This is a genomic window from Pedobacter sp. PACM 27299, assembly GCF_001412655.1.
In the GTDB taxonomy this organism is placed as follows: Bacteria; Bacteroidota; Bacteroidia; order Sphingobacteriales; family Sphingobacteriaceae; genus Pedobacter.
Genome location: NZ_CP012996.1, coordinates 4,790,739 through 4,817,460, shown reverse-complemented (window position 1 = coordinate 4,817,460; position 26,722 = coordinate 4,790,739). Strand labels below are relative to the sequence as shown.

Below are 26,722 nucleotides of genomic sequence, written 5' to 3'. Positions count from 1 at the left end.
ATACAATGAAAAATGCAGATGAAATATATTGCCTTTGTGAAGGAAACCGGATTTAGAATAATGCTGATAAACCTTTACTTAGACAACCGTTCAACCGCTTCTTCAACTGTACCCAGAAAATTGACCTGCCTGCCTTTGTTGCTTTCATAGATGAACTCCTGAATACGCTGCCCTGGATATTTAGCAAAATCACCAACTATGACTAACTGCACCCTGTAGTTGGAAAACTTTTGTAGGATTTCTCCAGCGATTCCTGTTTTCAGATCAAAAAAATCAGGAGTTACACTTTGCTCTGGAATGATGATTTTGTCAAAGTCCTGATAATATAAATCGACCATCAGCTGCAAACCTTCTTCGGCATTCGTCACTATAATAACATCCGAAATGACTTCCGCAATTTTTACTGCTTCACTTTGGTGGACTTCTATTTTCATGGTAGCTAAATATGATATAAAAATTATAAGTATTATTATCTCTTCTACAGCAGGTAGAACTTTATTTGGAATATCCAGTTACACTGAAGACTCTAATATCAAGATAGCTTTGATTAATTGTATTGAATTCCTTTTTTATAAACATTTTTGATTTTGCCTCTCTTATCGAATATAAACAAGTAACGCGTTCCGTTATTAAACGACGTAGCGTTTTTATAAGTTTCCTTTGGATTGCTGATATTATCCAGAATTTCGGCAGCTAAGATATAATCATGCATTTTGGAAAAAAATATAATAGAAGTTGGGCGATTTAGCTCCTTGTTTTGTTGTTGCTTGAGGTCACTTGTCTCAATCATAAATTCAGCTGAAGTTGTGTGATTTAAACTATCGAGTTCGAACAGTGTAGCATCTTTAGATTTATGAAATTCTAAACTCAACTCAACATAAAACGGAGATAAATCAATATTAACTGTAGAATCAGCAATGGTGAAATTGTTTTTTTGAGATGTTTGATTAATTATTAGATAATCATAAGCTAATTTATATTTGGACTTATATCTCTCCAAAGGTAATTCGACTTTTGATGCATTGCAGCTAAAAAAGTAAAGACTTAAAATTAGTAACCTTGATGATATTTTCATAACAATTAGAATTTAATAAATTTATCGGTGATTGCAGGAACAATGCCTCCTTTTAGGGAATTTAATGAACTAGGGCTAAATGGCAAATACGCAGGACCTCCTGGAGTAGTCATCACAGCTTGGTAAGAAGATCTTTGACCATAATTACCACCTTTGTCATTTAGTTCACTTCTAATAATGTTCATCCTGTCAACCGTTGGTCCTGTTGGACCAAAGCCTGCAGACCTCGATGGATCGGTCAATCCTCCTCCTAATCCTGAATGAGTTAATTCGTGCATAAATGTCATTCCAAAACCTAGTGTCCTAGAATCCACTCCATTTACTCCACTTATAAAGTTATTAATTTGGCTGGGGTTAAGACTCATCAAGTTGCCTCCTAATGGTGCACTGGATCCAGATGAAGTTATTCTTGCATATCCTGTAGTAGTATTATCAATGGCGGATGTTATAAGATTTCTGGCTTCTGCACTTCCTACTCCCATTAAATTATTTCCAGATCCCATTTGAATATTCAAAAATGGGGTTCCTGATACTGGGTCTTTCAGGTAACTCAATTGGCCTTTGGCGTCAATTGAGAGGGATAAACCTGTTTGAGACTGTAAATCAGTTAATGTTTGGCTAACGTGATTTGTGCTATTCGTTTTATCATACTGCTGCATTAAAACTACATTTATACTGTCCCCATTGACATCAATATTCTTTATTGGATTATTTGCCCCATATTGATAAGGGCTCAAATCATAATACTTCTCGGAAAATCTGTCAATAGTATTAAAGCGGCCTGTCACCGGATCATAGAACCTCGCACCGTAATCATATTGCCCATCCAATTCATCTTGAATTTCCTTTCCGTTATATAGATACTTATTTAACGTAGAGGTAAAAGTACCTGAAGATTTACGTTTTCCAAAAGCATAGTAATCATCACTTTGTAAACGGTCTAATAATCCGGTCTCATGATGCTGACGGAAACTATAGCGCACATTTCCCAGATGATCTGTTAAATTATACTCATAACTAAATACACCCGAATTATTTCTGGCAATCCCTTCCTCAGTATGAATCAAATCAACAGTAGTACCTATATACTCAATGCCACCAACATAGTTTCTAATATTTCCGTTACTTATTTTTTGTAACTTAACTCCTTCGGAGTTATAAGTGTATACCACGTTTAATCCTGTTTTTTTTACAGTAGCAGGAAGGTTTAATTGATTATAAGTCACATTAACTAGGTTTCGTCCATCTGTAATTGTATTTCCATTAGCATCGTATTCATATAATCCAGTTTCCAACGGTCCATTACTGATGTTATTCAAACGATTCCCTGTATAATTGTATTGATTTTGTCCAAGGTCGTCTCTGTTTAGCATTGAGATGTTTCCCATGTCATCATATTTTAACTCCTCCGACATACTCACTCCTGTGCTAATTGCTTTGAGAAGCCGGTTTATTGCATCATATGTGTAAGTGAATTTATTTGGATAGTTATTCGCTGAGCCCCAGTGCTGTGCGGATATGTTTCCATTGTATTGTGGTGAATTTCCGTCCTGATAAAGTATTTTTGTACTAAACTCATTTGAAATATTATTTTTTATCCAACCTCGCTCGTTATATTCATAAACTGTTTGTTGGAGAAAATTTTCTCCTTGATCTTTAATGTGTAAACCTTTTTTCCAAATTTGTCCTAGTTCATTATAATCAAGTTTGCTTAACATAACTTCAGGAGAATCATTTATTTTTACAAACGTCCCTGTCTTTCTGCCGCCCTGATCATACTCAAAGCGGGAAGCAATGATAATAGAACTTCCATCTACTGTATTTATTTGATTTTTATCCGTTACATTTCCAACAAAATTGTAAGCAAAATTTACGAGATTTTTCCCCCCTAAGTGATTCTCTTCTTGACTTTGTACTAATTGTCCTTTAAGATCGTAATAATGTGTTTTTAGCATGAATAAATTACTGTCTAAAATACAATTTCTAGTGCCAGTTAGTAGGTCTTTAGTTCTTGAAGTATGCCTAGCTGTATCTCCTTTAAAAGTGTTATTATAAAAAGAATAGTCGTCATAATAATTTACATTTAAATATTGATTTATTTTATATGTGACCCTTTCACTATCCAAAGGTAGAGAAATAGAAGTGTAGCCAGTCCCATTACCACATAAATTATCATTATCACGGTTTTCCCATATATTAACTTGTGCATTTGATTTAAATCTTTCCTGCCAGCTTTCCCTAGTATCCTCACTAGTCAAAGTGCCTGATAAGATCCTTCTTCCCATTACATCATACTTGTAAAAGGACCAATTTTTAGAAATGAACTGTCTTGCATCTCTACTTAAAACAAGTTGACCGATTTTATTATAAACCATTTCTTCCCATCCTTTTCCTGGAATCTTTTTACGAACTAATTTTTTATCTGAATCATAAGAGTAAGCATAAATGAAATTGTTAAAAGCTGGGCTACCTTCGTTAAATGACTGCAAATTAAGCCCTGGTGGAATGACATACCGTAAGTTATTTAAGTCATCATAGACATAGTATGTTGATAAGGAATTCATCTCATTTTGCCATAATCTTTTTAAAATCACTCTGTCTAATTTATCTTTAAACTCTTCAATGGTTCCGGTTTTACCATTTACCCAGTTTTCATCCTTAAAAGTTTTTTTAAATAATTGATTTTCAGAAAAAAATGAATTTCCCACACAGGAATTCCCATTTTCCAACCATAATATAACTTCATCTGTAGCATTGAATCCATATTCAATTTTTGTGGTGTGACCATTGGATAATTGCCAATCAACACCTGGAGCCCCTTCCTCCAACATCCTGTTAAGAGGAGAGTTTTCTAATTTAATCTCTTGATATGGATTTGGAGTTTTTACAATTCCGATAATTAGGTTGTTAGGTGAATTATAGAAAGAAAAAACTCCGGAATTTATTTCTACTGCGTCAGACTTATAATTTCCATTTTGACCACTTAAATCGGAATATGGTAAATATTTAATGACTTCTCTACCATTCGCATCATACTTAAATGTTTTAACCACATCTTTTCCACTTGGACTTGCTCCAATCTGAACGGTTTGTAATGAACGGCCGAGGCCATCAATGAAATTTATAGTTGGCGTGACAGCACAAATACTTTTTGCTCTTAATTGTTCTATTGTTTTTATCCCTTCAACCTTTGGAGAATAACTAAGAATGTAATTTCTGCTCTCAATTTCAAATGAACCTAACCATTTACAGTTCATAGAGGGGCTATTAGTAATAAATGCTCTAAAATTTGCTCCAGAAGGGACATGAAATCCACTTTCAAAAGTGATACTACCTGCAGATGTAATTACTGCTTCTCCATTATAAACGTTTTTAAAAATACTCTCCTGAGCACTAAGTCTTGTCGTACTTAGGGTGCAGATTAGTGCCATTATTTTATACCTTAATCTCATTGTATGCTGCTATTTACAATTTATATCAATTACAATTCACTCCCATTATAACAAACCTAACACTACCCATTAATCCAATACTAACGGAATTAAATATATATATAGAGTTTTTACCTTCTTGTGGGTGTTTAAGACAAATTTGCTGGATTGGCACAGAAGAAGAAGTCATCTTTAATGACTTGTAGCCAGTTTGTTCAATATCTTCGTAATAGTCCCCATGTACTTCTACAATTATTTTATAATTTCCTGTATTCACGTGATGAATATCATACATATTATATAGTTCTGGAGCTGTTAATTGATATAATAGAGTAGTGCCGCTAAGATTATAGAATTTAATACTAACTATTCTAGCATTGTTGTCCGATACAGAACTATCCCACTCTACTTGTCCCATATCACGGCAAGTAAGATTTGCTTCAAGTTGTCCTTGATAAATTAATTTATTCAGGGCTTTATTATTTGCGTCACTTAAGCTGATCATTGAACTAAAGTCTCCAGCATCAACAATATACTCTATTTCATCACCTGCCTGACCAGGGCCGCATTCGGCCTTAAATTTTCGAATCATATCAACATTAAAATATGGTTGGGTTCCTCCTAAGCATTCCCCATGTATATTTGCGTAAGCTTGACCATTTTTCTTTAGATCCTCTTGAGCCATTCCATCAGCTTCTTTTTGACTAAAAGGTGAACTATATTTCCCTTCAGGGATAGTATAAATTATAGAAGAACCCACAGCTTGATTGGGGCATCCTTCTTTTTTGAATGTAATACTTGTCGCTGAGTTTAGAAAATTAGTTGTAATCGTATTATAATGATATATATATGCGCCGATTATATCTTTATTTTGATCTTTTATTGATTCGAGTCTGTTGAAATCATCATATTCAAAATGTTTCACATTTCCTCTCGAATCAGTCAAACTTTCTAGTCCAATAAGGGGTTTGTAGTTGTATATCATTATCTTAGCATCAGAAGGGTAAATACAAATATCATCATAACCTGTTCCTTTGGATAGGGTAAGAGGTCCATCATAGATTTGTTCTTCATATTTCCAAACCAACCCAACAAGATACCAATATGTAATTATGTAAGTTTTGGCATTAGGCTTAATCCAGCCAATAAATAGGCTATTAGCTTTCATGTATCTTAATCCATTATATGAGCTATTTTTATCAGTTAGTACATTCACGTTAAGATTTTCCTCAAAACCATCATAATATACTTCATCAAATGCCGCATTAACCGCACTTACAGTTATTAAACTTTTTTTATAACCTCTTAATAAAGCTGTGTTTGGTTTGTACATTTCATGGTATTGCAGAAGATTATTATTGGAATCGTATGCGTCAAATATTATATTTGGTTTGTAATTTTCATTAAAATTGAATTTGTAATTATTTCCTTCTTTGATAATTTTTGATGAAAAACCCACGTTGTAAGAAATTGGGTTTTGAAGTTTTAACTCAAATACTGATTTAATATTTATGCCAGAAAAAGCCGCAGTAGAAAAAAAATCATACGTGAATAAATTAGAAGATATTACATACTCAGAGTTTTCGCGTTTTATAATGTTTATCTGTTCTATTGGTTTATTAATTATCCAATTAGAAATCATGTGCTTTATTGCTAATGATGCCGCATCCCAATTATTTGTAGTTGCCCATCCATTGATATCAGATGAATAATCTATTGGATATTTCGATTGAACTATTAATTCTGATTTATCACTTAAAGAAGTACGGGTGCCTGAAATGAAATGATGTAATGGAGCTGGCATTAATAAGTTCATTTTCATAGCCCATTCACCATTTTTGAAAACATCAGGAATTCCATCATAACTATATTCTGTGATTATTTTGTTCTCGTTGAATCCACTAAATGATATTTCTTCTTTTTTTACTAAAAAAGCGAAACCAGTATATAAAGGGAAGAATCTAACATTTTCGAAGCAAGTCGAATTAATGAACTTTGCGCAATCTTCCTCCTTTACAATTAATCGATAATACTTGCGATAGATGAAATTAGACTCCTTAATCAACTTTCCTTCTTCATTGTGGGTTGTTTCACGAATTAACTTGCCGGAAAGCAAGCCAGGTTTATTAATTATTAATGGATATACGGAAGCATCCAACATAATGTCATCCGATTCTTCAGTAGAAAAGTATGACTCAGTATATCCATTATTAGGTATACTCTCTCTTACAAGCCCATAATAGGCATTGCTTCCAAAAAAATCTCCAGAAAAATTTATTGGGTTTTGGAAAGCCAGATAAGGTTCTACATAGTTCTCATCGCAATAAGTACTGCCTACTGCTACTGATCCTGAATTAACAATTGTTCCAGGATGCATCTCAGTAATATCATATTGCTGTCTATAAACAGGTATTCCTCCAGCAATAGAAACATTTGAGTATTCGTAAAGCTTAGACTGAACGTCTGCCGTTTCTCCAGAAAAACTTTGAATTTCTTTTATTCTTAATCCGGGTAGGAAATCTGTGTCATTGTCGTAGAAATATTTAGTGGTTCCTTTAGTGGTATGGATAATTTCGTCCAATATAAAAGCTTTGTTATAGTTTGAATGAACAAATCTATCTGCCAAATTACATTCATAAACACCTGAAGAGTTAAGCCATGTATATTGTCCTATCAAGCATAGATTTTGAGAAGCTCCATTGTAGTAACCCCAATGATCTTGAGCATTTGATAATCTATGCGGTAACTTTAACGACTTATTATGCTTATTGTAAGAAAACTTATAAGCTGGAGTCACCTTACCAAGATTAGAGATTTCCAAAATTTCATCAAGTCTTAATCTTTTTTGCAAGTAATCATCAATGATTGATGGTATTCCATTGATTGTTAGTGTGTTATCATTGCTTTGGAAATAGCTGGTTGAAAAAATAGTTTTTTTTATTAGGCTGTTAGACAAATTATCATATATGGAGATGTCATTTAATGCATGTGAAGTTCCCCCGTCTTTTACATCTAATCTTCTTTCAGATTTATAATTGAATTTAACTTTAGTAGTTTTGTAAGAAATTTCACTAATAATATAACCATACAATCTTGTCTGTGCTTCTTTGGTTATACAATTCACACATATACCAGCCATTCCTCCCTTCTCTGTAGATAATGATTTTTCTCTTGATGTATAACTAATTTCGTTGTAAAGGAAATTTACTGTATCGTTTTTATTAGTTATAATTTTTGAAAGGTGCCATGCACTTGTATTTTCAACATTTCCTACTGCTATGTCAGAATATATATTTCTGTCTACTTTGTCCTCAAATAAAAATTTAACTCCATCTGGAGTTTTAATGTTAAATGAGTTAAGGTTGTCGGTTTGAATAATGACATCTTGTTCTGGAATTAAATGTACTTTTTTATTCTTATCGAAAATGAATTTTCCAGAATAACCATTTATGCTAAAATAATAAACATCAGGTTCTAAATCTTGATCGGCATTCGTAAAAGAATCCTTATAATAAGCATGACCTTGAGGTTTAGGTGGGGCATTTACATCAATTATGGTTTCTACGAATAACGGAAAAAGCCCCCATGTGTAAAATAACCACCATCATCATTTTTACCGTTTATCGATCTTGATATTTGCCCTCCGGCACTTAATGCCCACCCCAGCCCTAAAGATCCAGCGACTTCAGAGACTTTAATGCCTCCGGTGTGATATGATAAAGATATCGGTAAACTATATCCATTTACATCAATAGTGTATATTGGTATAGTTATGCCTACTGTACCGGTACTTTTATTTACAGGGAAATCGATAAATTTATTTAGTACAGCAATATCAGGGGCACTAGGTAACTTTGGTATATTCTGTGCGGATGTTGGAAGTGTTAATATGTAAAAAGCAAACAGAAATAATAACTTTAATTTCATAAACTTAGCTAATAGTAAGATATTTATAATTATAAATAATTATAAATATAAAAAATGACAAAAGCTAGAGTAATACGGAAATTGTAGTATTATTTAGTAATTTATTTACATATAATTAATTTTTGTATTAAAAAAAGGATCTAGAATAGAATTTTTTTGCTATTAATTTATGAAGGGTTTGTTGTTAATAGATTGATTTGAGTTTTTTATTGTTTATTTTAATTATCTGTAGTTTAAAGTGCTAATTTTAGGAAAGGAGTTTTATTTACAATTTACTAAAGATTTGCTGCTGTTCCTACTATGTTTTTTTAGATTTAAATATTTAGTGAAATTTCATTACATTAAAGATAATATTTGTAATATTTAGGATAACTCAATAATTGTATTTTCAGTATGAGATGAACAAAATGATAAAGCCAATACGTTTTATACTCTTTTTTATTTAATTGTATCTTGATTTCTCCATTGAAATTGACATTCTGTATTCCTTACCCTCCCGTTCCCGAACATTATTTTAACCCACGAATTTGGTCTTTGTTCTGGGAATACATCGCTAATATTATTTATGCATCGATTCACTATCCTTTTACTGGTGGTTCATGAGCTGGGTGGAAGTAACGAAACCTTCAATAGGTCAGATGGCTCCAGTTATTGCTGGCGGCGTTTTACTGCTGGTTGCCTTTGCTTATATCATTTTTAAATGGGTCGATATTTCCATTCGCAGTTTCTTAAAGCTGAAAATGGATAAATAGATTAAGTTAAAAATCTCAAAAGACTAATTAGGAAAAGCAGGTAAAAAAAAAACACCAGAACATAAATCGCTAGTGGAATCAGGTTCTAGTGTTTTTTGAAAGCATCTTCTGGATGATCCTAATCTATTTTGCGATGGCCCAATTTACTGCGGCATCGAATAATTTTAACCCATTTTCTTTTAGCAATGGAAATGTTGTATTGTCTAAAAAGAAAGCTACTCTTCTCGCTGGCGCAAGAAAGTTATAATCCATAGTTGCTCCCTTTTCGTAACCAAAAATGATCGCTTTATCCGGCTGTCCGGGAATCGTAGCGATAATTGAAGCACCTAAACCAGGTTTCCCCCAACCCATTGGTTGATCTTTCCTGTAAACCGAATTGATGCCGGCAGGAAGTCCTGCTGCGAGTGGGTGAGGGGCATTCACGATCCAGATGTAATGCTCCTTGGTCACCTCGCCGAAATCTACGTCTTTATTTCTACCAGTAAATCTTAAGTCGTCGAGGATGTCATTTTCCCAGCTTAGAATTGGAGTCTCCATATCCTTGTATTTTCCTTCAAAATCCTGTGAGCCTACCGTCGAAGATATAATAATCAGATCATAAGCATGGGCTTTCGGCACCTCCGCCGACTGGTCAGCGAAAGTTACTTTGTAACCCAGGGAATCCAAATGTGCTTTTACTTTTTCATCAATCGGTCTGTCACGATATTCCATCCTTAGGACATAAAGAATATTCCCACGGTTTTTTTTGCTTTGTGCATGAACACCCAGAAAAATAAGACTGAATATCAGGAAGGTAATTGTTTTTTGTATCATCATATTATTTATTGTTAAAAGGAATAAGTAACGGAAGTGAGCCAGTTTCTTGGCGCTCCTGGATATAAACGTGAGCTGTCATAACCACCCACCCAATGGGTTTTATTGGTGATGTTATTCATGTTCAGCTGTAATTGTACTTTATCAATCTTGTAATAGATGGCAGCGTTGAATAGCAGATAAGAAGGGCCTTTGGAAGGCAATATACTTTGCTGACCCTGGAAACCGAAAGTACGATTCCCCACATAGTAGGCACCTGCTCCTAAACCAAGACCGTTTAGTAATGGATTGCTGAACTGGTATTTAGCCCATAGGCTACCCATGTGTTTTGGGGTGTTTGGCTTTTGTTGATTGTTGTACAAACTATCGGCACCACCTTGCGCTCCCTTCAGTACCGCATGGATGTAGGCATAAGTAGCAATAATGTTTAGGTTAGGGGTAATATAACCTACCACATCCATTTCTACACCTTTGGAAATATCCTTGCCGATTTGAATCATCAGGTCAGGATTGTCTGGATCCAAAGCATTGTAAAGTGCATTTCGCTGCTCAATCTTATATACGGAAGCAGTTGCACTTAACCTATTATTGAACCAGTCGGTTTTTAAGCCTGCTTCCAATAAATTACTCTTCAATGGATCAAATGGTCCACCTGATTTTGAATTTTGACTGCTGGCAGTCTGTGGGTTATACCCGGTGGTGTAGGTCGCATAAGCGTTTATATTCCGGCTAACCTCATAAGTTAAGCCAAAACGCGGAAGTAATGCCGTTTGTTTAACACGCTCTACCTGACTTGTTTTATAACCCATATCGGTAAGATAGGTGTCATAGCGTAAACCAAGCAAAACTTTAAGTCTGTTGATGGAGATTTGATCCTGCACATAAATACTGTGTTGCTGCGAGTAAGAAGGCACCACAACGTCTGTGTTGTTGGCCGCATAAACATAACCGTTTACATCAAGTAAGGAGTGAGTATTTTTACTCAGGTCAAAGGAAGGAACATTTGGTTTTGGGATCATTTTTCCTTTGTAGGAATACATTTCATATTTAGCGGAGTCTTTCACTACATATTTAGCAGTTACTGAGCCGTCTTTTAAACGGTATCCTGTTGCGTCTTGCTGTGAGGAGCCAATTGGGATCACACTATTATTGTAATCGTATCCGGTCACCAGCATGTGTTGTAATGGTCCGGTTTTGAAATCTGAAGATAGGTAAGCGGTAAAACTGTCACTAAATTGCTCGTTGTGACGTAAACTCGCGCGTCTGAAAGCAAGTTCCTGAATTTGTTTTCCCTTTTCATCTACTGCAAATGCAGTGCTGCGGTGCTCGAATAAGTCCTGACGATAGCCAGTTCTTAAAAATGAAGTATTAAAGGTGATGTGGTCAGTTAGCTTATGACTAACTGAGGTGGTGACAAGATAGGTCTCCTCATTCAGGAAGTCATTGATGTCTGCCACATTAAGCGATGTTGGGGTGGAGTAAAGGTCTGTCGATCCAAAGATAGATTGTCCACGATCTAATCTGCTGTTTGACTTATTATAAACCAGGTCAAAGTTGATCCTGGTTCTGTCCGAAGGAATGTAAGAAAGTGATGGAGCCACCACTATATTCTTGTCAAACAGGAGGTCACGGAAGGAATTTGCATTTTCATAACCAAGGTTAAGACGGTACAATAATGTTTTTTCCTTATTCATTGGTCCGGTAAAATCGGCATTTGTTCTCACCGTATTGAAGCTGCCCAACTGAAAATTGATGGACCTAAGAGTGGTGTCTAAAGGCTTTTTCGTGACTTTGTTGATCGTTCCTCCAGGATTTGCATTGCCGAAAAGAGCAGAAGCAGGTCCTTTGATCACTTCAACGCGTTCCAGATAGTTCAGCAGGTTTTGTCGCCAGAAACCGTTAAAAGTTCTTAATCCGTTGAAGAGCTGGTTAGAGCTGTTGCTGCCCACACCACCCTGATTTCTAAATCCACGGATAGAAACATCGTCGTAGAAAGTGTACTGATTTACACCACTCACGTTTTTTACAATATCTGTCATCCGTACCGCACCTTGATCCTGCATCAGTTCTTTGGTGACATACTGGATGGATTGTGGGACATCTTTAATCTCTGCTGCGGTCTTGGTACCAGCGAAAGAAACAGAATTTGTATAATTCTTCTCCTTTCTACCTGTGATTTCTACTGTTTGTAAAGTTTCATCACTAGGGATGAGTATTAGTTTAATTTGCTTTACGTTAGTATCCTGGATATCTACTTTACTCGTAGCCATATTATACCCGATCAATAAAGCCTTAATGGTCAGTTTCCCTTTTAAATCTGTACTGAATTGGAAATTGCCTTTCACATCGGTCATGGTCGTACTCTTTTGTTCAACAAGAGAAACGGTCACACCGTCTAGTGCTTGACCATTCGGGTTCTGAATATGGCCTTGGATCAGTGTTTTTTGCTGTGCGAATGCAATGATGTGAATGCTGGTAAATAGTATGATGAATAAGATTTTTCTCATGCTTTGAAATTTCCTGCAAAAGTAGACCTTATTTAGACTTAATCCAAACAGGTCGCTTTGTTTTGTCAGTTTATTCCATATCTATTCCTTAGTTTTGACATTTATATTGCGTTCCTGGTACTGATATCTCAGAAATTGTCAATGGTAGAAAAACGATAAGAATTAATCACTATGAATTTAAATGAATTGGCCAGACATGAAATTGTTCATTTCCATGAACAAATTGAAAAATGGTTTAGGGGAGAGATGAGCCCTTCGGAAATGGAAGAAATGCTGGCATTGAAGGCTTTTCATGCAAACTTCAGAATGATCAGTCCAACAGGAGTAGCAAGAAGTCGCGCTGATCTGGCAGATTGGTTGCCGGAAGTATATGCCGCGAAAACGGGAATCGTATTAGAAGTAAAAGATATCAGTCTGCGTTTTGAGCAGGAAGGTATAATATTGATGGAATATATAGAGATCCAAACCGGAGGAGGAGCAGATAATAAACGCATTTCAACCGCTTTATTTGTGCATCATGAAAATGTCCAATTACAATGGCTGGATTTACATGAAACCTTCTTGCCATAATAACTCTTGTATAAACTACTCCAGGATTGACCAAAGCAAGAAGTACATAGATCAATTGGATGGAAAAACTCAATCAACTCCTTTAGAAAAAATCAGATGATAACATTAGAAGAATTATGAATGCTTTAACTACTTTTACTTGCCAATCATGCGGCAAAGAACATTACGAATGGCCTGCTTTGGCTTTCCCATGTCCCTCCAGCTATGCTGAACTCAGCGAGGAAGAAAAACAATACGGACAAACTGAACTCAATGAGGATTTTTGCGTGATTGACCGCCCAGATCAGACTGATTTTTTTATAAGAGTCACCTTGACTCAAAAAGTAATAGGGAACTGTAATGGATTGGATTACGGCGTATGGGTTTCACTCAGTGAAACCAGTTTTCTGGATTACAGTGAGAATTTTAATAATGAAAATCATGAGGTAGTTTACTTTGGATGGCTGTCAAATTTTCTTCCTGACTATGAATTTAGTGGTTCAATTCCGATGAATGTTGAAACGAGAAAAGGGGATCAACGTCCAGACGTTATTCCTCATCAGGATACCAGCCATCCATTCGTTCAGGACTATTTTTCGGGGATTCCATTGAAAGAAGCTGAGTGCAGGATTGCGGCATTGTTTGCATAAAATAACTCATAAATAACATGATGAAACCTATCTTTAATTATACCTGTTTGCTTTTGCTATGCGTTTTGACTTCTTTTTCAGCAAAAAAAGAGCATCAAATCAATATTGTTTTTATCGGTGATAGCATTACAGAAGGCGGTGCTTTAGCAGATCCTAAAACCGAAGCTGCACCGCTCCATGTCGCAAAGTTATTGAGACAACGTAAAGACATTAGCGCTGTGAATATTAGTAATAAAGGTTTTAGTGGGCATACCACGGTAGATTTTTTGCCAAAGAATAATATTGATTTCCCAAAAGTCCTGCAGGCAGCCGATACCTTTGCAAAAGATAAAACAGCGCTTTTATTGTTCTCTATTATGCTGGGCACAAATGATAGCGCCATGTTCGGACCAAACGGGGCCCCTGTCCAGGCCGCTCAATACAAGGATAATTTGAATGGGCTGATCAATGCCTTGATGGAGAAATACCCCAATGCTAAATTTGTCCTGCAATATCCGCTTTGGTATAGCCCAAATACACACAATAATGCAGGATATATGCAGGAAGGGCTTGATCGCTTAAAGAGTTACTTTACGCAAATAGAAACTTTACATGCAGCGTATAAAATTAGCCAGCCAAATAAGGTTTATCTAGGCGATAAAGGTGTTTTTAGTTTTTTTCAGCAGCAGCATAAAAAACTGTTTAAACCTGAAGATGGCAAGCATGGCCTATTTTATTTGCATCCCAATGCTGAAGGTTCTAAAGCTTTAGCTGAGTTTTGGGTAAAAGGGATTATAAAAGCAACAAAATGATTGTTTAACCAGTATTCTGAACTTCGGCCTATATTGTTCTGATGAGTGTGCGGTCAATTGCTCTTGCCAGCGGCTCTTCTACTTTATAGGCCTGGGCATATTCCGGCCATTTGTTTACCGTATCCAATACTTCAGCGAGAATTCCTTCTGGATTTCTGATTGAATTCTGCTTGGCGATGATTAACAAATCATCTTTTGTAAAGTCTTTCCGTTTATCGTTTATACTTAGGTTGTGCTGACTGACCCAATCGCTCTCAGGTCGGTAAGCATGACATACATCATAGGCGGGGGCAAGTTTCCATTGACCATCAGGTTCCATCAAAAAAGCAAAATTCTTGGTGTGGTCATCACAATTTCGCGCAAAGACGTTAAATACCATCCTTCGGTACATCTGCTCCGCTTCAGCATAACTTAGCCTTAGCTGGCGCATGGTTTGGAACAATTGCTCGTAGCTATAACTTGAAATTTGGTTAAAATCGTAATGCTGTATAGCGCAAAAAGTTTGTACATGAAGCTTTTGGCTGCCATTCCTGCGGTCAAACCTTTTGGTCATAAAATGAGCTCTTCCTTCTTCTTCAATGAGGCGGCTCTCCATCATGTCGATACCAGCGTCAGTTGCCATTTTGTAATAAGCCATTTCTACTCGACCATACCCGTAAGTTGCTCCGAACTGTGTATCTTTCACACCATCAAATTTAATCAGCCAATGTTCAAAACCTTTATCCTGAGAAGTTTGTCCTGAACGGATCATCCCAGTGGCTTCATTATAGGCAATGATCGCTTTTGGGCGGGCACCGCCGGCCGAAGTACCCATTTTTAATACATCCAGCAATACATCCTGCATGGCATGGTCTGTATGAGCCTCAAAATTCTCTCTGCTTTCCAATAATTTCATCGTCATAGTGATCAAACTGGAAAGTTCCAGGGTACTCGCATGATCCTTCTTGGGAAGGGTAGTTGGTTCAAACTCTAAGGCACCCATACCTCGGTTACCGATGAAACATAACAGCTCTACAGGGTTGAGGGAGTTTTCTGGTCGTCCATTTCTGGCCAGCCAGATATTGATCAGCTCATTCCCATATTTGTCCGGCAGTGCATCTGCTAAAAGCCCTGGGAGGCCTTTAAAGGTAGCAGTATTGCGCAGTTCTGGAAAAGAATAGACACGCGTTGATAAGGGCATTCTTAATGGGGAGATATCCAAATTGCCCGCCATAAATTTTTTTTCATATTCAAAATAGCCAAGCTCCTGATTTTCATCCCAGGCTACTGCGCCGATTCTCTTTCCCCATAATTTTACAAAAGCCGTCCTTACCATCCTATATCTCCTTTATTGGGTTGAGAATTTTTCCTGGAAACTCTTTTTCGCATCTTTTCATCTTCCTTTGCCAATTGTAAAGGACTGATCTGCGGGGTGATTCTAAACTGATCAAAGACATAGAGTGCATCCAATACACGTAAGATCTTTAGTAAACTCATAAAGTTGATATTTTCGCCACGCTCTGCCAGACTAAGGGTGGAGCGGCTGATCGCTGCCCTGTTGGCTACTTCATCCTGTGTAAGATTTTGATTTATCCGCTTGGTCTTAATGAAATGCCCGATCTCTTTAATTATAGCAGCATCGCTATAGCTGGAGTTGTATGATATATCATTCATAAAGTACTATTTTTATACTTAATGCATAAGTTTTCATTCAAATATACAAAAATAATCTCTTAATTAGTGAGTTGTATTTGTATGATATTTCATTCGTTATCCCTTTTTTTAGCTTTATTGAATGAGATGTCATTCGTTTAGATGTAATGTGTATTTGTAATACATTATTGACCATTCCAGTTGAGGCATGGTCAAATAAAAAACTTACATTAGGATATTCATTAAAATCAGCATCCAAATGTTAACGCCATCCAAACTCAATCCAATCCTATTTTTTATCGCGCTATTAGCCATAAGTTTTACCTGTTCTAGTCAGACTAAGCAAGATAGCCTAGCGATAAAAATCGCTGTTCTAGATTATATTGAGTCGCAGCATAGCCCTAATGCAGCACAAATGGAACGTGCACTGCATCCCAGAATGGTCAAGCGTACTTTTTGGAAAGATAAGGAGACCGGGAAAGATTACCTAAGGGAAACCAATGCTGAATCCATGACACTCTTAGCCGAAAGCTATAACAAGAAAAAAGATAAATTCCCTGAAGTACCTAAAAAGGAAGTCCGGTTTCTTGACGTTTCCGACAAAACAGCCTCAATGAAACTCATCGCAGATGAATGGATTGACTACCTGCATCTCGCGAAACTGAATGGTTCATGGAAAATAGTGAATGTGCTTTGGCAATATCATGACAGTGACCGACATAAATAAGATCCATATAGCTTGTTTGGTCATTCTTAATTTCTACCTTTATCATCTGTTATACGCTAATTAACATATTATCAACCTTCCATAAAGCCATGCTTTATTTGAAGACCTAATGCATCAGAACCTCTCGGTTATAGATGTAATGGATAATATGTGCATCAATTTCAACCCACAATTTTTAATGACACAAGCATTGATTTTTTAAATCAATTACTTTATCACATTGGCAAAATGGATAATATCCCCTGCAATTTGATAGAGGTTAAAATATTCAAGATGAATAGTAAACAGTTAATAAGTCGAGATATAGAAGTTTTTTATAATAAAGCATCCGAAGAAACCAGACTGAACAAAGGTATGGGCATATTTGAATTTGAAAGGATTAAAACGCTCATCGAAAAATATGTTCCATCCCATCCTTCTAAAATAATTGATGTTGGTGGAGGTACAGGTAAATATTCAGAATGGCTAGCCAAAAAAGGCCACGAAGTATACTTAGTTGAGCCCGTACCTAAACACATTCAAATAGCCAGGGAAAGAGCTAATAAGCTAAAAAATAAATATACTGTTCATTTGGGAGAAGCCAGGAACTTAGATTTCCCTGATAATTTTGCTGATATCGTCATTCTGCATGGCCCGCTTTATCATCTTCAGAAAAAAGAAGATAGAGAAAAAGCCATTCTTGAAGCCAGCCGTGTTGTAAAAAGAGGAGGTATCATTTTAGGATTTTCTATAAACTATACGGCATCAACTTTAGTGGGGCTTTTACAGGGATTAATTCATAAAAGTAGCTTTTTCAATATGTGTAAAGAAGAACTGACAACCGGCATCCATAATCCTCCAGATGATTTTCCCTGGTTGCTGGCAGAAGCCTATTATCATAAACCCAATGAATTAAAAGATGAATTCCTGAAACAGGATCTGACCTATATAAACACCTATGCTGTTGAGGGGATGGTATGGCTGGATAAAGACTACTTTTTGAATATCCTGGATATGAAAAAAAGAAAACCCCTGCTGGAGCTGATTCAGCTGACCGAAAACGATACTAACCTTTTACCTTTTAGCCCGCACATGATGATCGCGGTAAAAAAACAATCAAATTATGAATCATAAAGATAGATACTTTAACGCCTTCAAGGAAAGTAATGGACGTTATAATGAAATAGAATTGGGCGAGAAATTGGGTCTAAATGAAAGTGATACCCGACAGATCATTACCCAGCTGCTATCAGAATATAAAATAGAATATATTCAAAATGGACTTAGCGAGTATAGCATCATGAAAACTGTGAAAGGAAAAAATAAAAGCAGATGATCGTATAAATAAAATATCGGTTTGGGCTAAACCCAAACCGATTTTAATTAAATGAATTCCAGATCCGGAAAAGAGAGAAAGAATTTTAACTTCGCTTTAGAAATGAAGCAAGCAGAATTGATCAAACCACAGATCGCAACAGACCAGGAGGAGTTATTACTAAAATTATTTAAAGACCACCTGGATTTTACAATCCCTGATTTTTCATCCATCAAAAAGCATTTTCATTTTTATAATAAAAAGAAAAAGGACTATCTGGTCAAAGAAGGAACAATAACTACCGATTATTTCTTCATTCTTGAGGGCTATCTGCGTACGTTCTATAACACAGAAAGTGGAACGGAAGTCACCATCGATCTTTTGAGAAAAGGGGAGTTCGCATCCTCAATGTACAGTATATTGAAAGAAGCGCCTTCTTTCGAGTGTATCCAGTGCATCACTGATGTGCTTGTATGTAAAATATCTGAAGCGTCTTTTAAAGAATTGGCTTTGGAAGATCCAAAATGGATCGACTTAGGCATGAAATGCCTCAAATCTGCCTTGCTGAAAAAAGAAGAAAGAATCCTCACTTTTGGTAAATTAAAGGGAAAAGCGCGCTACGCAAAATTAATGCAGGAAAGACCCGACCTCATCAACCATGTACCAGTTCAATATATCGCCTCTTATATTGGTGTGAAACCAGAATCTTTAAGCCGCATAAGAAGTTAATTTCCTAACAATTGTCATTTTTATTGGCCCGGATTCCTCTGATTTTTGTGTCACAATAAATGAAATACAAAAATGGAAGAATTGAACAGAAAAACACAGATTGGAGCAGTAGCTTTTTTTCGTAACTGCCTAAAAAATAGAGAGGTGAAAGACGCAGTGAGCTGCTTTGATCCAGAAGGAGTTTATATTGATAGACAGGGTAAAAAAATAAGCGGGCGGACAGAGCTGGAAAAGGCAATGGAATACCTATGCGCATTGGGACCTGAAATTAAAGGGACCGAACCTCATGTCACTACCATTGGAGATTTATCACTCTGGCTGGACGAATGGGAAATGATAGGTGAAACACCCGACGGGCAGGCGATTAAAATGAATGGACATACGACCTGTATGATGAAAAGAAACACGGAAGGGATTTGGCTATGGTTAGTCGATAATCCCTTCGGTGCAGCAATACTAAAACAGTAAATGATCCCTAAAGGTAATATTTACTTTTTCAGGTAAACAAAAGAAATACTGTCTTTAACCACCAATCCACTCATGTTTTGCCCCACATAAGTAATGGTGTACTGGCCAGGTTTGGCGATGTCATATCCTTTTAAAAGATCAACTTTAGTAGAAACACTGTCTTTAGAATTTACAGACAGGTAACTGCTGGCCGGTGGCGGCATCATCCGTTTCGCCATCGCGCCTTTATAGTTTACTTCTTCACCAGAAGCTGATTTTACATCCAGATATTTGCTGATGAATGGCTCGAAAGGAGTGTGCCATTTGCAAAAACGCTGTGCAGTGTCAGCATGATTATACACTGTAAATTTTAGTTCCACTAATTCGCCAGCTTTAATCGTGTCTTTCACTGACATCTTTGCAAATAGACCTTTTTCAGCTGTGCTATCTACAGCCACAGTAGTCAAAGTGGTGTCAGCACTGTTTTTTGCCGTATTGTTGTTCATCCCGCAAGATGAAAATGCCAATACAATCAGGGTAGATGTTAAGATACTTAAGTTTTTCATACTGTAAAAATATCCTTTTTGCCTGGCTTCCGCATCATCTTTAGGAGATAGCTTGATCATTTCGGGAGCCATTTTTTAGCTTAAGAGGATTTTCTAATGATCAGCTTCGTTTTGAGCACCTTAACCGGCGTTTTCCATTGCGAAGAATCCTTCTTAATCTGATCGAATAACAGCTGCGCAGCCGTGATCCCAATCTCCCTAACTGGCTGGGCAACTGTGGTCAGCGCGGGTTCAATCAGCGCAGAGACATAGTCGTCGCTAAAGCCAACAACGGCAATGTCTTCCGGAACTCGTAAATTGTTCTTCTTGATGATCTGAATCGTATCAATCGCGGTAGGGTCGTTGATGGCAAAGATCGCATCAGGCGGATTTTCAAGGTTAATCAGGTGGTTCACATAAATGGCTATTTTTTCCTTGCTAAAATCATAGGAAATGATCAGCTCCGGATCTGCTGGGATGTTATGTTTTTTTAATGCGGCCAGATAACCATTTAATCTTTTTACGCTGATCGCTAAAGCAGCGGGGCCGGATAGATGAGCAATCCGCTTTCTTCCCGACAGGATCAAATGTTCCACCGCACCAAAAGCGCCTTCATAATCGTCAACAATCACCTTAGGAACCACCATCTCATTGCAAACCCGGTTAAAGAACACAATTGGGATTCCTTTCTTTTGGAATACTTTCAAATGATCGTAGTTTAATGTTTCTTTAGTAATAGAGACAATAACCCCATCCACACGGTTGTCCAGCATAACCTTTGCATTCATCACCTCCGTTTCATACGACTCGTTAGATTGACTGATCAGTACATTATACCCTTCTTTATGTGCTTCCTCCTGTATGGCGGCAATTACATAAGGAAAGTACGAACTCAAAATCTCAGGAATGATGATCCCAATCGTGCGGCTCTGCTGCGTGGCCAATTGTATGGCAATCATATTGCGCTGGTAATCTAGTTTTTCCGCCAGGTCCAAAACCCGTTTCCTCGTATCAGGATGTACGTTCGGATGGCCGGTCAATACCCTGGATACCGTTGATTTAGAGATGTTCAGCTCCCTGGCCAGGTCAAATATGGTGATCTGATGATTTTTCATGCAAATCAAATATATCATAAATTATGTTTCATGGGAGCGATCCCTAAAATTGGGAGCGCTCCCAATTTATTTTGCCCTCATTTTCAATACGTAATTAGGAAGTACCGAATACATTTGGATCCAATACCAAATATATTTCTAAATGATAAGGGAAGAATCTCAAAATAAAAGAGCTGTTAAATCAGCATCTGCCGGGTACGACCTGGTCGTTGTTGGAGGAGGGTTATCTGGTGTATGCTGTGCCATCACCGCCGCAAGAAAAGGCCTCAGTGTGGTGCTTGTTCAGGATAGACCGGTTTTAGGTGGAAACTCCTCCTCTGAAGTTCGGTTGTGGATCCTGGGTGCAACATCCCACATGGGAAATAACAACCGATGGGCCAGGGAAGGTGGAGTAGTGGATGAAATCTTAATAGAAAACATGCAGCGGAATCCCGAAGGCAATCCGGTAATTTTCGACACCGTATTGCTGGATAAAGTATATCAGGAACCAAATATTAAACTGCTTTTAAATACGGTCGTATACGACTTGGAAAAATCTGATACCGATGAAATTTCATCGGTGAAATGTTTTTGTAGTCAGAATTCCACCGAATATATCTTAGCTGCCAATCTGTTTTGTGACGCTTCCGGCGATGGGATCCTAGGATTTATAGCCGGTGCCGCGTTTAGAATGGGCGCAGAGAATAAAGAAGAATTCGGAGAGAAGTTTGCCCCCGAAAAGGAATACGGAGAACTGCTTGGACACAGCATTTATTTTTATAGTAAAGATACAGGCAAGCCTGTCAAATATATCGCCCCTTCATTTGCCCTGGCCGACATCACGAAGATTCCAAGATTCAAGAGTTTTAATGCGAAGGAATTTGGATGTAAACTCTGGTGGTTAGAATTCGGCGGACGAATGGACACCGTTCATGAAAGTGAAAATATCAAACAGGAACTCTGGAAAGTAGTGTATGGCGTTTGGAACTACATTAAAAATTCTGGGGAATTTCCGGAAGCCGAAACCATGACACTGGAATGGGTGGGAAATATCCCAGGTAAAAGAGAAAGCCGGAGATTTGAAGGAGATTACATGCTCAATCAGCAGGATATCGTTGCGCAGCACCAACATGATGATGCCATCGGATTTGGTGGCTGGTCTATCGATCTGCATCCGGCAGATGGCGTTTTTAGCAATAAACCAGGATGTAACCAATGGCATAGTAAAGGCATTTATCAAATTCCATACAGGTGCCTATACAGCAGAAACATCAAAAACCTCTTCCTGACCGGCCGGATCATTAGCGCAAGCCATGTGGCATTCGCCTCTTCAAGGGTGATGGCCACAGGAGCATACCTTGGACAAGCAGTGGGGATGGCAGCATTCATTGCAAAGAAAAATGGCTTGCAGCCAAAAGAACTGAACGAAAAAGAAATCATGAAGTCCCTGCAACTGGAACTCATGAAAAGCGGTCAGCACATTCCAGGTATGACCCTTACAGATGCAGCAGATCTGGTACAATCGGCAGCGATTACCGCTTCCAGTGAAATGAACCTGCAGGAAATCCCTTTTGATTTCATGAAGAACCTCGATATTTCTGCCGGACAAATGATTCCTCTACAAGCTGGAAACGTTCCTTCTTTTTCTTTTAAAGTAGCATCATCGGAAGAAACCACCCTGCAGGTGGAACTCAGAATCAGCTCTAAATCCGGAAACTTTAGCCCTGATGAACTATTAGAAATTCAGCAGATCCCAGTAAAGATTGGTACTCAGGTGCTAAGTGCTGATTTTGCTGCGAAGCTAAACGAAAACGCTTACGTATACCTTTGTTTCAGGAAGAATTCTGCAGTTAAACTCGGCTTTTCTAATACCCGGATCACAGGCGTTTTGTCTGTTTTTAACTCGGTAAATAAAGCAGTTTCAAATTTCGGCCGCCAAAAGCCAACTGAAGACATTGGTGTGGATGAATTTGAGTTCTGGTGCCCGCAGCGCAGACCTGAAGGCCATAATATTGCCCTGAAAATAAACCCGCCATTAAATCCTTTTATAGTGGAACAGCTAAAAAATGGAATCGGCAGACCTGTAAACCAACCAAATGCCTGGGTGTCCTCCATCACTGATCAAAATCCGGAACTCTCTTTAAAATGGAAAGACCAAACCAGCATCAAGAGAATAGAACTTTGTTTTGATACAGATTACGATCATCCGATGGAGTCCGTATTGATGACGCATCCAGAAAGAACAATGCCCTTCTGTATTAGAAATTATACCATAACAGATGGGAATGGAAAGGAACTCTTCGTTAAAAAAGACAATTACCAATCCATCAATATTATCGAATTGCCAGAGACCCTGCTAACCAATGAATTGACACTGAAATTTGAACACCCATCAGCGGAAATTCCAGCTGCATTATTTGCAGTACGTTGTTATAGTTAAGTTTTGTTAACCACAGCAACGTTTTTGTTATCATTTAGATAAACTCGTTTTGCTATTTTCGGCACAAACCGCCACAAGATCCGGGGAAGATAAAACCCTGGATCTAATGATCCTGAACCAAATAACCAAATATAAACTATTGCATGAGAAAAATTTACCCGATTTTTGGAACATGGCTATTGCTATCCATAGTCCTCTGTATGTCCCAGCAATTGCTCTACGGACAGTCAAGTTTACCAGTCAAATTGATTACCGGAAAAGTATCCGATGCCGAAGGAAAACCGCTTATCGGTGTTAGCGTCCAGTTAAAGGGAACAAAAACAGTAGTTTCCTCCGGTACCGAAGGCCTGTATAAAATTAGTGTTCCCGGAGGGAAAGGAACGCTGGTATTCTCCTATATCGGCTTCCTGACAAAGGAGCTGGTCCTGGCTGCAGGAAGTATCTACAATGTGAGGCTCGAGGAGGACCTCAAAGGATTGAATGAAGTAATTGTGATTGGATATGGAAGCACCACCAAGGGGGATCTAACAGGTTCCGTCGGTTCAGCCAATATAAAAGACATGACCAAAGCACCTGTGGGAACCTTTACTGAAGCATTAGCAGGTAGAATTGCCGGAGTTCAGGTTTCTTCAACCGATGGCCAACCAGGAAATGAACTGAATATCATCGTTAGGGGAGCCAATTCTGTGACTCAGGATAATGCACCTTTATACGTAATTGATGGTTTCCCTATGGAAACTTCAGCAGCGAATAGTATCAATAATGAAGAAATTGAGTCCATTGAAGTATTGAAAGATGCTTCTGCAACTGCGATATATGGCGCCCGTGGCGCTAATGGGGTCGTGTTGATCACCACAAAAAAAGGGAAAGTCGGTGCGCCACAAATCAATTATGATGGCTGGGCAGGAATGAATTCTATCATCAAAAAACAAGAAGTGCTGAGCCCTTATGAATTTGTTAAATATCAGCTGGAATTAAACCCGGACATCTATGGCCCTATTTATCTTAAAGACGGACAAACGCTGGAAAGTTATAGAGATAGCAAAGGCATCAACTGGCAGGACGAAATTTTCCGAAATGCCTATGTACAGAACCATAGCCTTTCCCTGCGAGGAGGAAGCGAGCAAACTAGGTACGCAATCTCCGGATCATTGTTAGACCAACCCGGAATTATTATCAATAGCGGTTTTAGACGATATCAAGGACGTATTGTCCTGGATCAGACCATCAATAAAAAAATGAGAGTAGGTGTAAACCTCAACTACGCGTCTTCAAAGAAATTTGGAACGGTAGTCGCCGAATCACAAACCAGTCCTACTGCCAGTTTAATGTACAGCGCATGGGGCTACCGTCCGGTAACCGGAAATGTGGATTTCGACGACAATATGATCGATGAGCTGTATGACCCGGATTTAAACATGACTACTGATTATCGGATTAACCCGCGACTAGCAGCACAAAACGAATATAAACCGGTTTTCAATAATTCATTGGCCATCAATTCTTATTTAGATTATAAGCTATTAAAAAACCTTTCCCTGCGAATTACCGGAGGGATTAACAAAGCAAGCATCAGACAGGAGGTTTTCAATAATTCATCCTCCCGCCTCGGAAATCCAAACAACAATAACAAGGTCAATGGGGCGGTAAATAATATCGATAATACCAACCTGCTGAATGAAAATACACTGACTTATCAGACCAAGTTTAAAGGAGGACATTCCTTAAAAGTACTTGCTGGTTTAACCATGCAGGATGTAAGAAGTTATTCTAATGGCTTTTCTTCCATTCAAATTCCTAATGAGTCTTTGGGCATGAAAGGAATAGGCGAAGGCCAGATTACAGTAGCACCAACTTCAGATCTGAAAAACGGTTTGCTATCCTATCTGGGAAGAATAGATTACAATTATAAATCGAAATATTTAATCACCGTTTCCTTCCGTGCGGATGGATCGTCCAGATTTCCTAAAGACAACAGATGGGCATCTTTCCCTTCCGGAGCCTTTGCATGGCGCTTCAGCGACGAATCATTTATGAAAGAACTCCGCTTTTTAAGTGATGGAAAGTTGAGAATAGGCTACGGACATACCGGCAATAATCGTGTGGACGATTATGCCGCCCTCACTGCCTTGAAAATGCTGCCTTCTTCAGGATATTCTACCGGAAATGTTCCGGGAAAAGGAATCGTACCAGTCAACCTTGGAAATACAAAGCTGAAATGGGAAACCACTATACAGTCTAATATTGGTCTTGACCTGAGTTTCTTTAAAAATAGAGTTGCAGTAACAGCGGATTATTACCATAAGAAAACACGCGACTTGCTGCTAAATGCCACCTTACCACCAAGTATGGGCTTCTTAACTGCATTTAAAAATGTAGGAAAGGTCTCCAATAGCGGTATCGAGCTAAGCATCAATACAAATAATATTAAAGGAAAGATGTTCTCCTGGAACTCCAATTTCAACATCGCATTTAACCGAAACAAAGTGCTGGCACTGAACGATGATGAACCAAGCCTGCTTTCAAGAGTAACCTGGGGAAATTTTAACAATGCCTTCCCCTACATCGCCGTTCCTGGAAAACCTATCGCTCAGTTTTATGGGATGAGGTTCGATGGAGTATACCAGTATAGCGATTTTGAGGTGCAGCCAAATGGAACCTATGTATTGAAAGCCAATGTGCCGAACAATGGTAATCCGCGTGCCAATATCCTTCCTGGCGACATCAAGTTTAAAGACCTGAATAATGATGGTCAGATCGATGATAATGACCGTACGGTGATTGGAGATCCTAACCCAGTTCATATCGGTGGCTTTAGCAACGATTTTAGCTATGGTAATTTCGACCTGAATATTTTCTTCCAATGGAGCTATGGCAATGATGTATTAAATGCCAACCGAATAGAATTTGAAGGTGGAGATCCTACGCAAAGAAACCTGCTAAATATGTTCGCTTCTTTTGCAAACAGATGGACTCCTGAAAATCAAACCAATGATTTATACCGGTTAGGTGGACAAGGCCCTGCCTATTATTCTTCCCGTACCATTGAAGATGGCTCTTACATCAGGTTAAAAACGGTTTCCATTGGCTACAGGTTACCCGCCTCAGTTTTAAAAACCTTAAAAATGAGAAGCCTGAGGTTCTCCCTGTCCGCTCAAAACCTCATCACCTGGACAAAATACTCTGGCCTGGATCCAGAGGTGTCAACCAGACATACGGCTTTGACTCCTGGATTTGACTGGTCGCCATATCCAAGACCGCGGACCATCGCGATAGGATTGAATGCTAATTTTTAAATCTTTAATCAGTGATAGGGATA

The 26,722-nt window shown here is 37.9% G+C and carries 22 protein-coding genes; 11 read left to right on the top strand and 11 right to left on the bottom strand.

Features of this window, described 5'->3' with window-relative positions; genetic code table 11:
* Positions 1 to 74 precede the first annotated feature (74 nt).
* The 5 genes from AQ505_RS20270 to AQ505_RS20250 form a co-directional block, all read right to left on the bottom strand.
* Positions 75 to 434, bottom strand: coding sequence for a DUF4180 domain-containing protein (locus AQ505_RS20270; protein ID WP_062549856.1), 360 nt, complete (start codon positions 432 to 434; stop codon positions 75 to 77).
* A 113-nt stretch (positions 435 to 547) separates the two neighbouring features.
* On the bottom strand, positions 548 to 1,075 hold the full coding sequence (locus tag AQ505_RS20265) for a hypothetical protein (protein ID WP_062549855.1): 528 nt from the start codon (positions 1,073 to 1,075) through the stop codon (positions 548 to 550).
* Positions 1,076 to 1,080: 5 nt separating this feature from the next.
* A complete protein-coding gene (locus tag AQ505_RS20260; protein WP_197286241.1) occupies positions 1,081 to 4,506 on the bottom strand; it encodes a DUF6443 domain-containing protein in 3,426 nt (1,141 codons plus the stop codon).
* A gap of 46 nt (positions 4,507 to 4,552) precedes the next feature.
* Positions 4,553 to 7,645, bottom strand: coding sequence for a DUF5977 domain-containing protein (locus AQ505_RS20255; protein WP_062549853.1), 3,093 nt, complete (start codon positions 7,643 to 7,645; stop codon positions 4,553 to 4,555).
* Positions 7,646 to 8,067: 422 nt separating this feature from the next.
* A complete protein-coding gene (locus tag AQ505_RS20250; RefSeq protein WP_062549852.1) occupies positions 8,068 to 8,433 on the bottom strand; it encodes a hypothetical protein in 366 nt (121 codons plus the stop codon).
* A 599-nt stretch (positions 8,434 to 9,032) separates the two neighbouring features.
* Between AQ505_RS20250 and AQ505_RS26495 the strand changes: the two genes are divergently transcribed.
* Positions 9,033 to 9,185: a hypothetical protein gene (locus AQ505_RS26495; protein ID WP_157262489.1), complete on the top strand. Its 153-nt coding sequence runs from the start codon at positions 9,033 to 9,035 to the stop codon at positions 9,183 to 9,185.
* A gap of 123 nt (positions 9,186 to 9,308) precedes the next feature.
* Here the strand turns inward: AQ505_RS26495 and AQ505_RS20245 are convergent, their stop codons facing one another.
* Both AQ505_RS20245 and AQ505_RS20240 read right to left on the bottom strand, forming a co-directional pair.
* Positions 9,309 to 10,001, bottom strand: coding sequence for a hypothetical protein (locus AQ505_RS20245; protein WP_062549851.1), 693 nt, complete (start codon positions 9,999 to 10,001; stop codon positions 9,309 to 9,311).
* Between the two features lie 11 nt (positions 10,002 to 10,012).
* Positions 10,013 to 12,505, bottom strand: a complete 2,493-nt coding sequence (locus AQ505_RS20240; RefSeq protein WP_062549850.1) for a TonB-dependent siderophore receptor — start codon at positions 12,503 to 12,505, stop codon at positions 10,013 to 10,015.
* A gap of 171 nt (positions 12,506 to 12,676) precedes the next feature.
* Between AQ505_RS20240 and AQ505_RS20235 the strand changes: the two genes are divergently transcribed.
* The 3 genes from AQ505_RS20235 to AQ505_RS20225 all read left to right on the top strand — a co-directional run bounded on the left by AQ505_RS20235 (position 12,677) and on the right by AQ505_RS20225 (position 14,495).
* Complete coding sequence (locus AQ505_RS20235; protein WP_062549849.1) at positions 12,677 to 13,075, top strand: hypothetical protein; 399 nt, start codon at positions 12,677 to 12,679, stop codon at positions 13,073 to 13,075.
* Positions 13,076 to 13,191: 116 nt separating this feature from the next.
* Positions 13,192 to 13,704, top strand: a complete 513-nt coding sequence (locus tag AQ505_RS20230) for a DUF2199 domain-containing protein (protein WP_062549848.1) — start codon at positions 13,192 to 13,194, stop codon at positions 13,702 to 13,704.
* 17 nt (positions 13,705 to 13,721) lie between these two features.
* Complete coding sequence (locus tag AQ505_RS20225; RefSeq protein WP_062549847.1) at positions 13,722 to 14,495, top strand: GDSL-type esterase/lipase family protein; 774 nt, start codon at positions 13,722 to 13,724, stop codon at positions 14,493 to 14,495.
* A gap of 28 nt (positions 14,496 to 14,523) precedes the next feature.
* Here the strand turns inward: AQ505_RS20225 and AQ505_RS20220 are convergent, their stop codons facing one another.
* Positions 14,524 to 15,810 carry a type II toxin-antitoxin system HipA family toxin gene (locus tag AQ505_RS20220; protein WP_062549846.1) on the bottom strand — a complete coding sequence of 429 codons (1,287 nt, stop codon included), beginning with the start codon at positions 15,808 to 15,810 and terminating at the stop codon, positions 14,524 to 14,526.
* Positions 15,804 to 16,148: a helix-turn-helix domain-containing protein gene (locus AQ505_RS20215; RefSeq protein ID WP_062549845.1), complete on the bottom strand. Its 345-nt coding sequence runs from the start codon at positions 16,146 to 16,148 to the stop codon at positions 15,804 to 15,806. The genes AQ505_RS20220 and AQ505_RS20215 overlap by 7 nt, the downstream gene beginning before the upstream one ends.
* A gap of 238 nt (positions 16,149 to 16,386) precedes the next feature.
* On the opposite strand from AQ505_RS20215, the gene AQ505_RS20210 reads away from it, so the two are divergent.
* The 5 genes from AQ505_RS20210 to AQ505_RS20190 all read left to right on the top strand — a co-directional run bounded on the left by AQ505_RS20210 (position 16,387) and on the right by AQ505_RS20190 (position 19,345).
* Entirely contained in the window at positions 16,387 to 16,854 is a 468-nt protein-coding gene (locus AQ505_RS20210; protein ID WP_082461656.1) for a nuclear transport factor 2 family protein, read from the top strand.
* Between the two features lie 150 nt (positions 16,855 to 17,004).
* A complete protein-coding gene (locus AQ505_RS20205; protein ID WP_231634945.1) occupies positions 17,005 to 17,967 on the top strand; it encodes a class I SAM-dependent methyltransferase in 963 nt (320 codons plus the stop codon).
* The gene (locus tag AQ505_RS20200) at positions 17,957 to 18,169 is read left to right on the top strand and encodes a hypothetical protein (RefSeq protein ID WP_062549843.1); all 213 of its coding nucleotides are present in this window, start codon (positions 17,957 to 17,959) and stop codon (positions 18,167 to 18,169) included. Before AQ505_RS20205 ends, AQ505_RS20200 begins: the two co-directional genes overlap by 11 nt.
* Before the next feature lie 51 nt (positions 18,170 to 18,220).
* Positions 18,221 to 18,877 (top strand): Crp/Fnr family transcriptional regulator, encoded by a 657-nt coding sequence (locus tag AQ505_RS20195; protein ID WP_062549842.1) that lies wholly within the window; start codon positions 18,221 to 18,223, stop codon positions 18,875 to 18,877.
* Between the two features lie 72 nt (positions 18,878 to 18,949).
* Entirely contained in the window at positions 18,950 to 19,345 is a 396-nt protein-coding gene (locus AQ505_RS20190) for a YybH family protein (protein ID WP_062549841.1), read from the top strand.
* A gap of 20 nt (positions 19,346 to 19,365) precedes the next feature.
* Here the strand turns inward: AQ505_RS20190 and AQ505_RS20185 are convergent, their stop codons facing one another.
* Both AQ505_RS20185 and AQ505_RS20180 read right to left on the bottom strand, forming a co-directional pair.
* Positions 19,366 to 19,950: a protease gene (locus AQ505_RS20185; RefSeq protein WP_231634944.1), complete on the bottom strand. Its 585-nt coding sequence runs from the start codon at positions 19,948 to 19,950 to the stop codon at positions 19,366 to 19,368.
* Between the two features lie 20 nt (positions 19,951 to 19,970).
* On the bottom strand, positions 19,971 to 20,984 hold the full coding sequence (locus tag AQ505_RS20180) for a LacI family DNA-binding transcriptional regulator (RefSeq protein WP_062549840.1): 1,014 nt from the start codon (positions 20,982 to 20,984) through the stop codon (positions 19,971 to 19,973).
* A gap of 142 nt (positions 20,985 to 21,126) precedes the next feature.
* Between AQ505_RS20180 and AQ505_RS20175 the strand changes: the two genes are divergently transcribed.
* Both AQ505_RS20175 and AQ505_RS20170 read left to right on the top strand, forming a co-directional pair.
* Positions 21,127 to 23,403 (top strand): FAD-dependent oxidoreductase, encoded by a 2,277-nt coding sequence (locus AQ505_RS20175; RefSeq protein ID WP_062549839.1) that lies wholly within the window; start codon positions 21,127 to 21,129, stop codon positions 23,401 to 23,403.
* A 143-nt stretch (positions 23,404 to 23,546) separates the two neighbouring features.
* Positions 23,547 to 26,699: a SusC/RagA family TonB-linked outer membrane protein gene (locus tag AQ505_RS20170; protein ID WP_082461655.1), complete on the top strand. Its 3,153-nt coding sequence runs from the start codon at positions 23,547 to 23,549 to the stop codon at positions 26,697 to 26,699.
* Positions 26,700 to 26,722 lie beyond the last annotated feature (23 nt).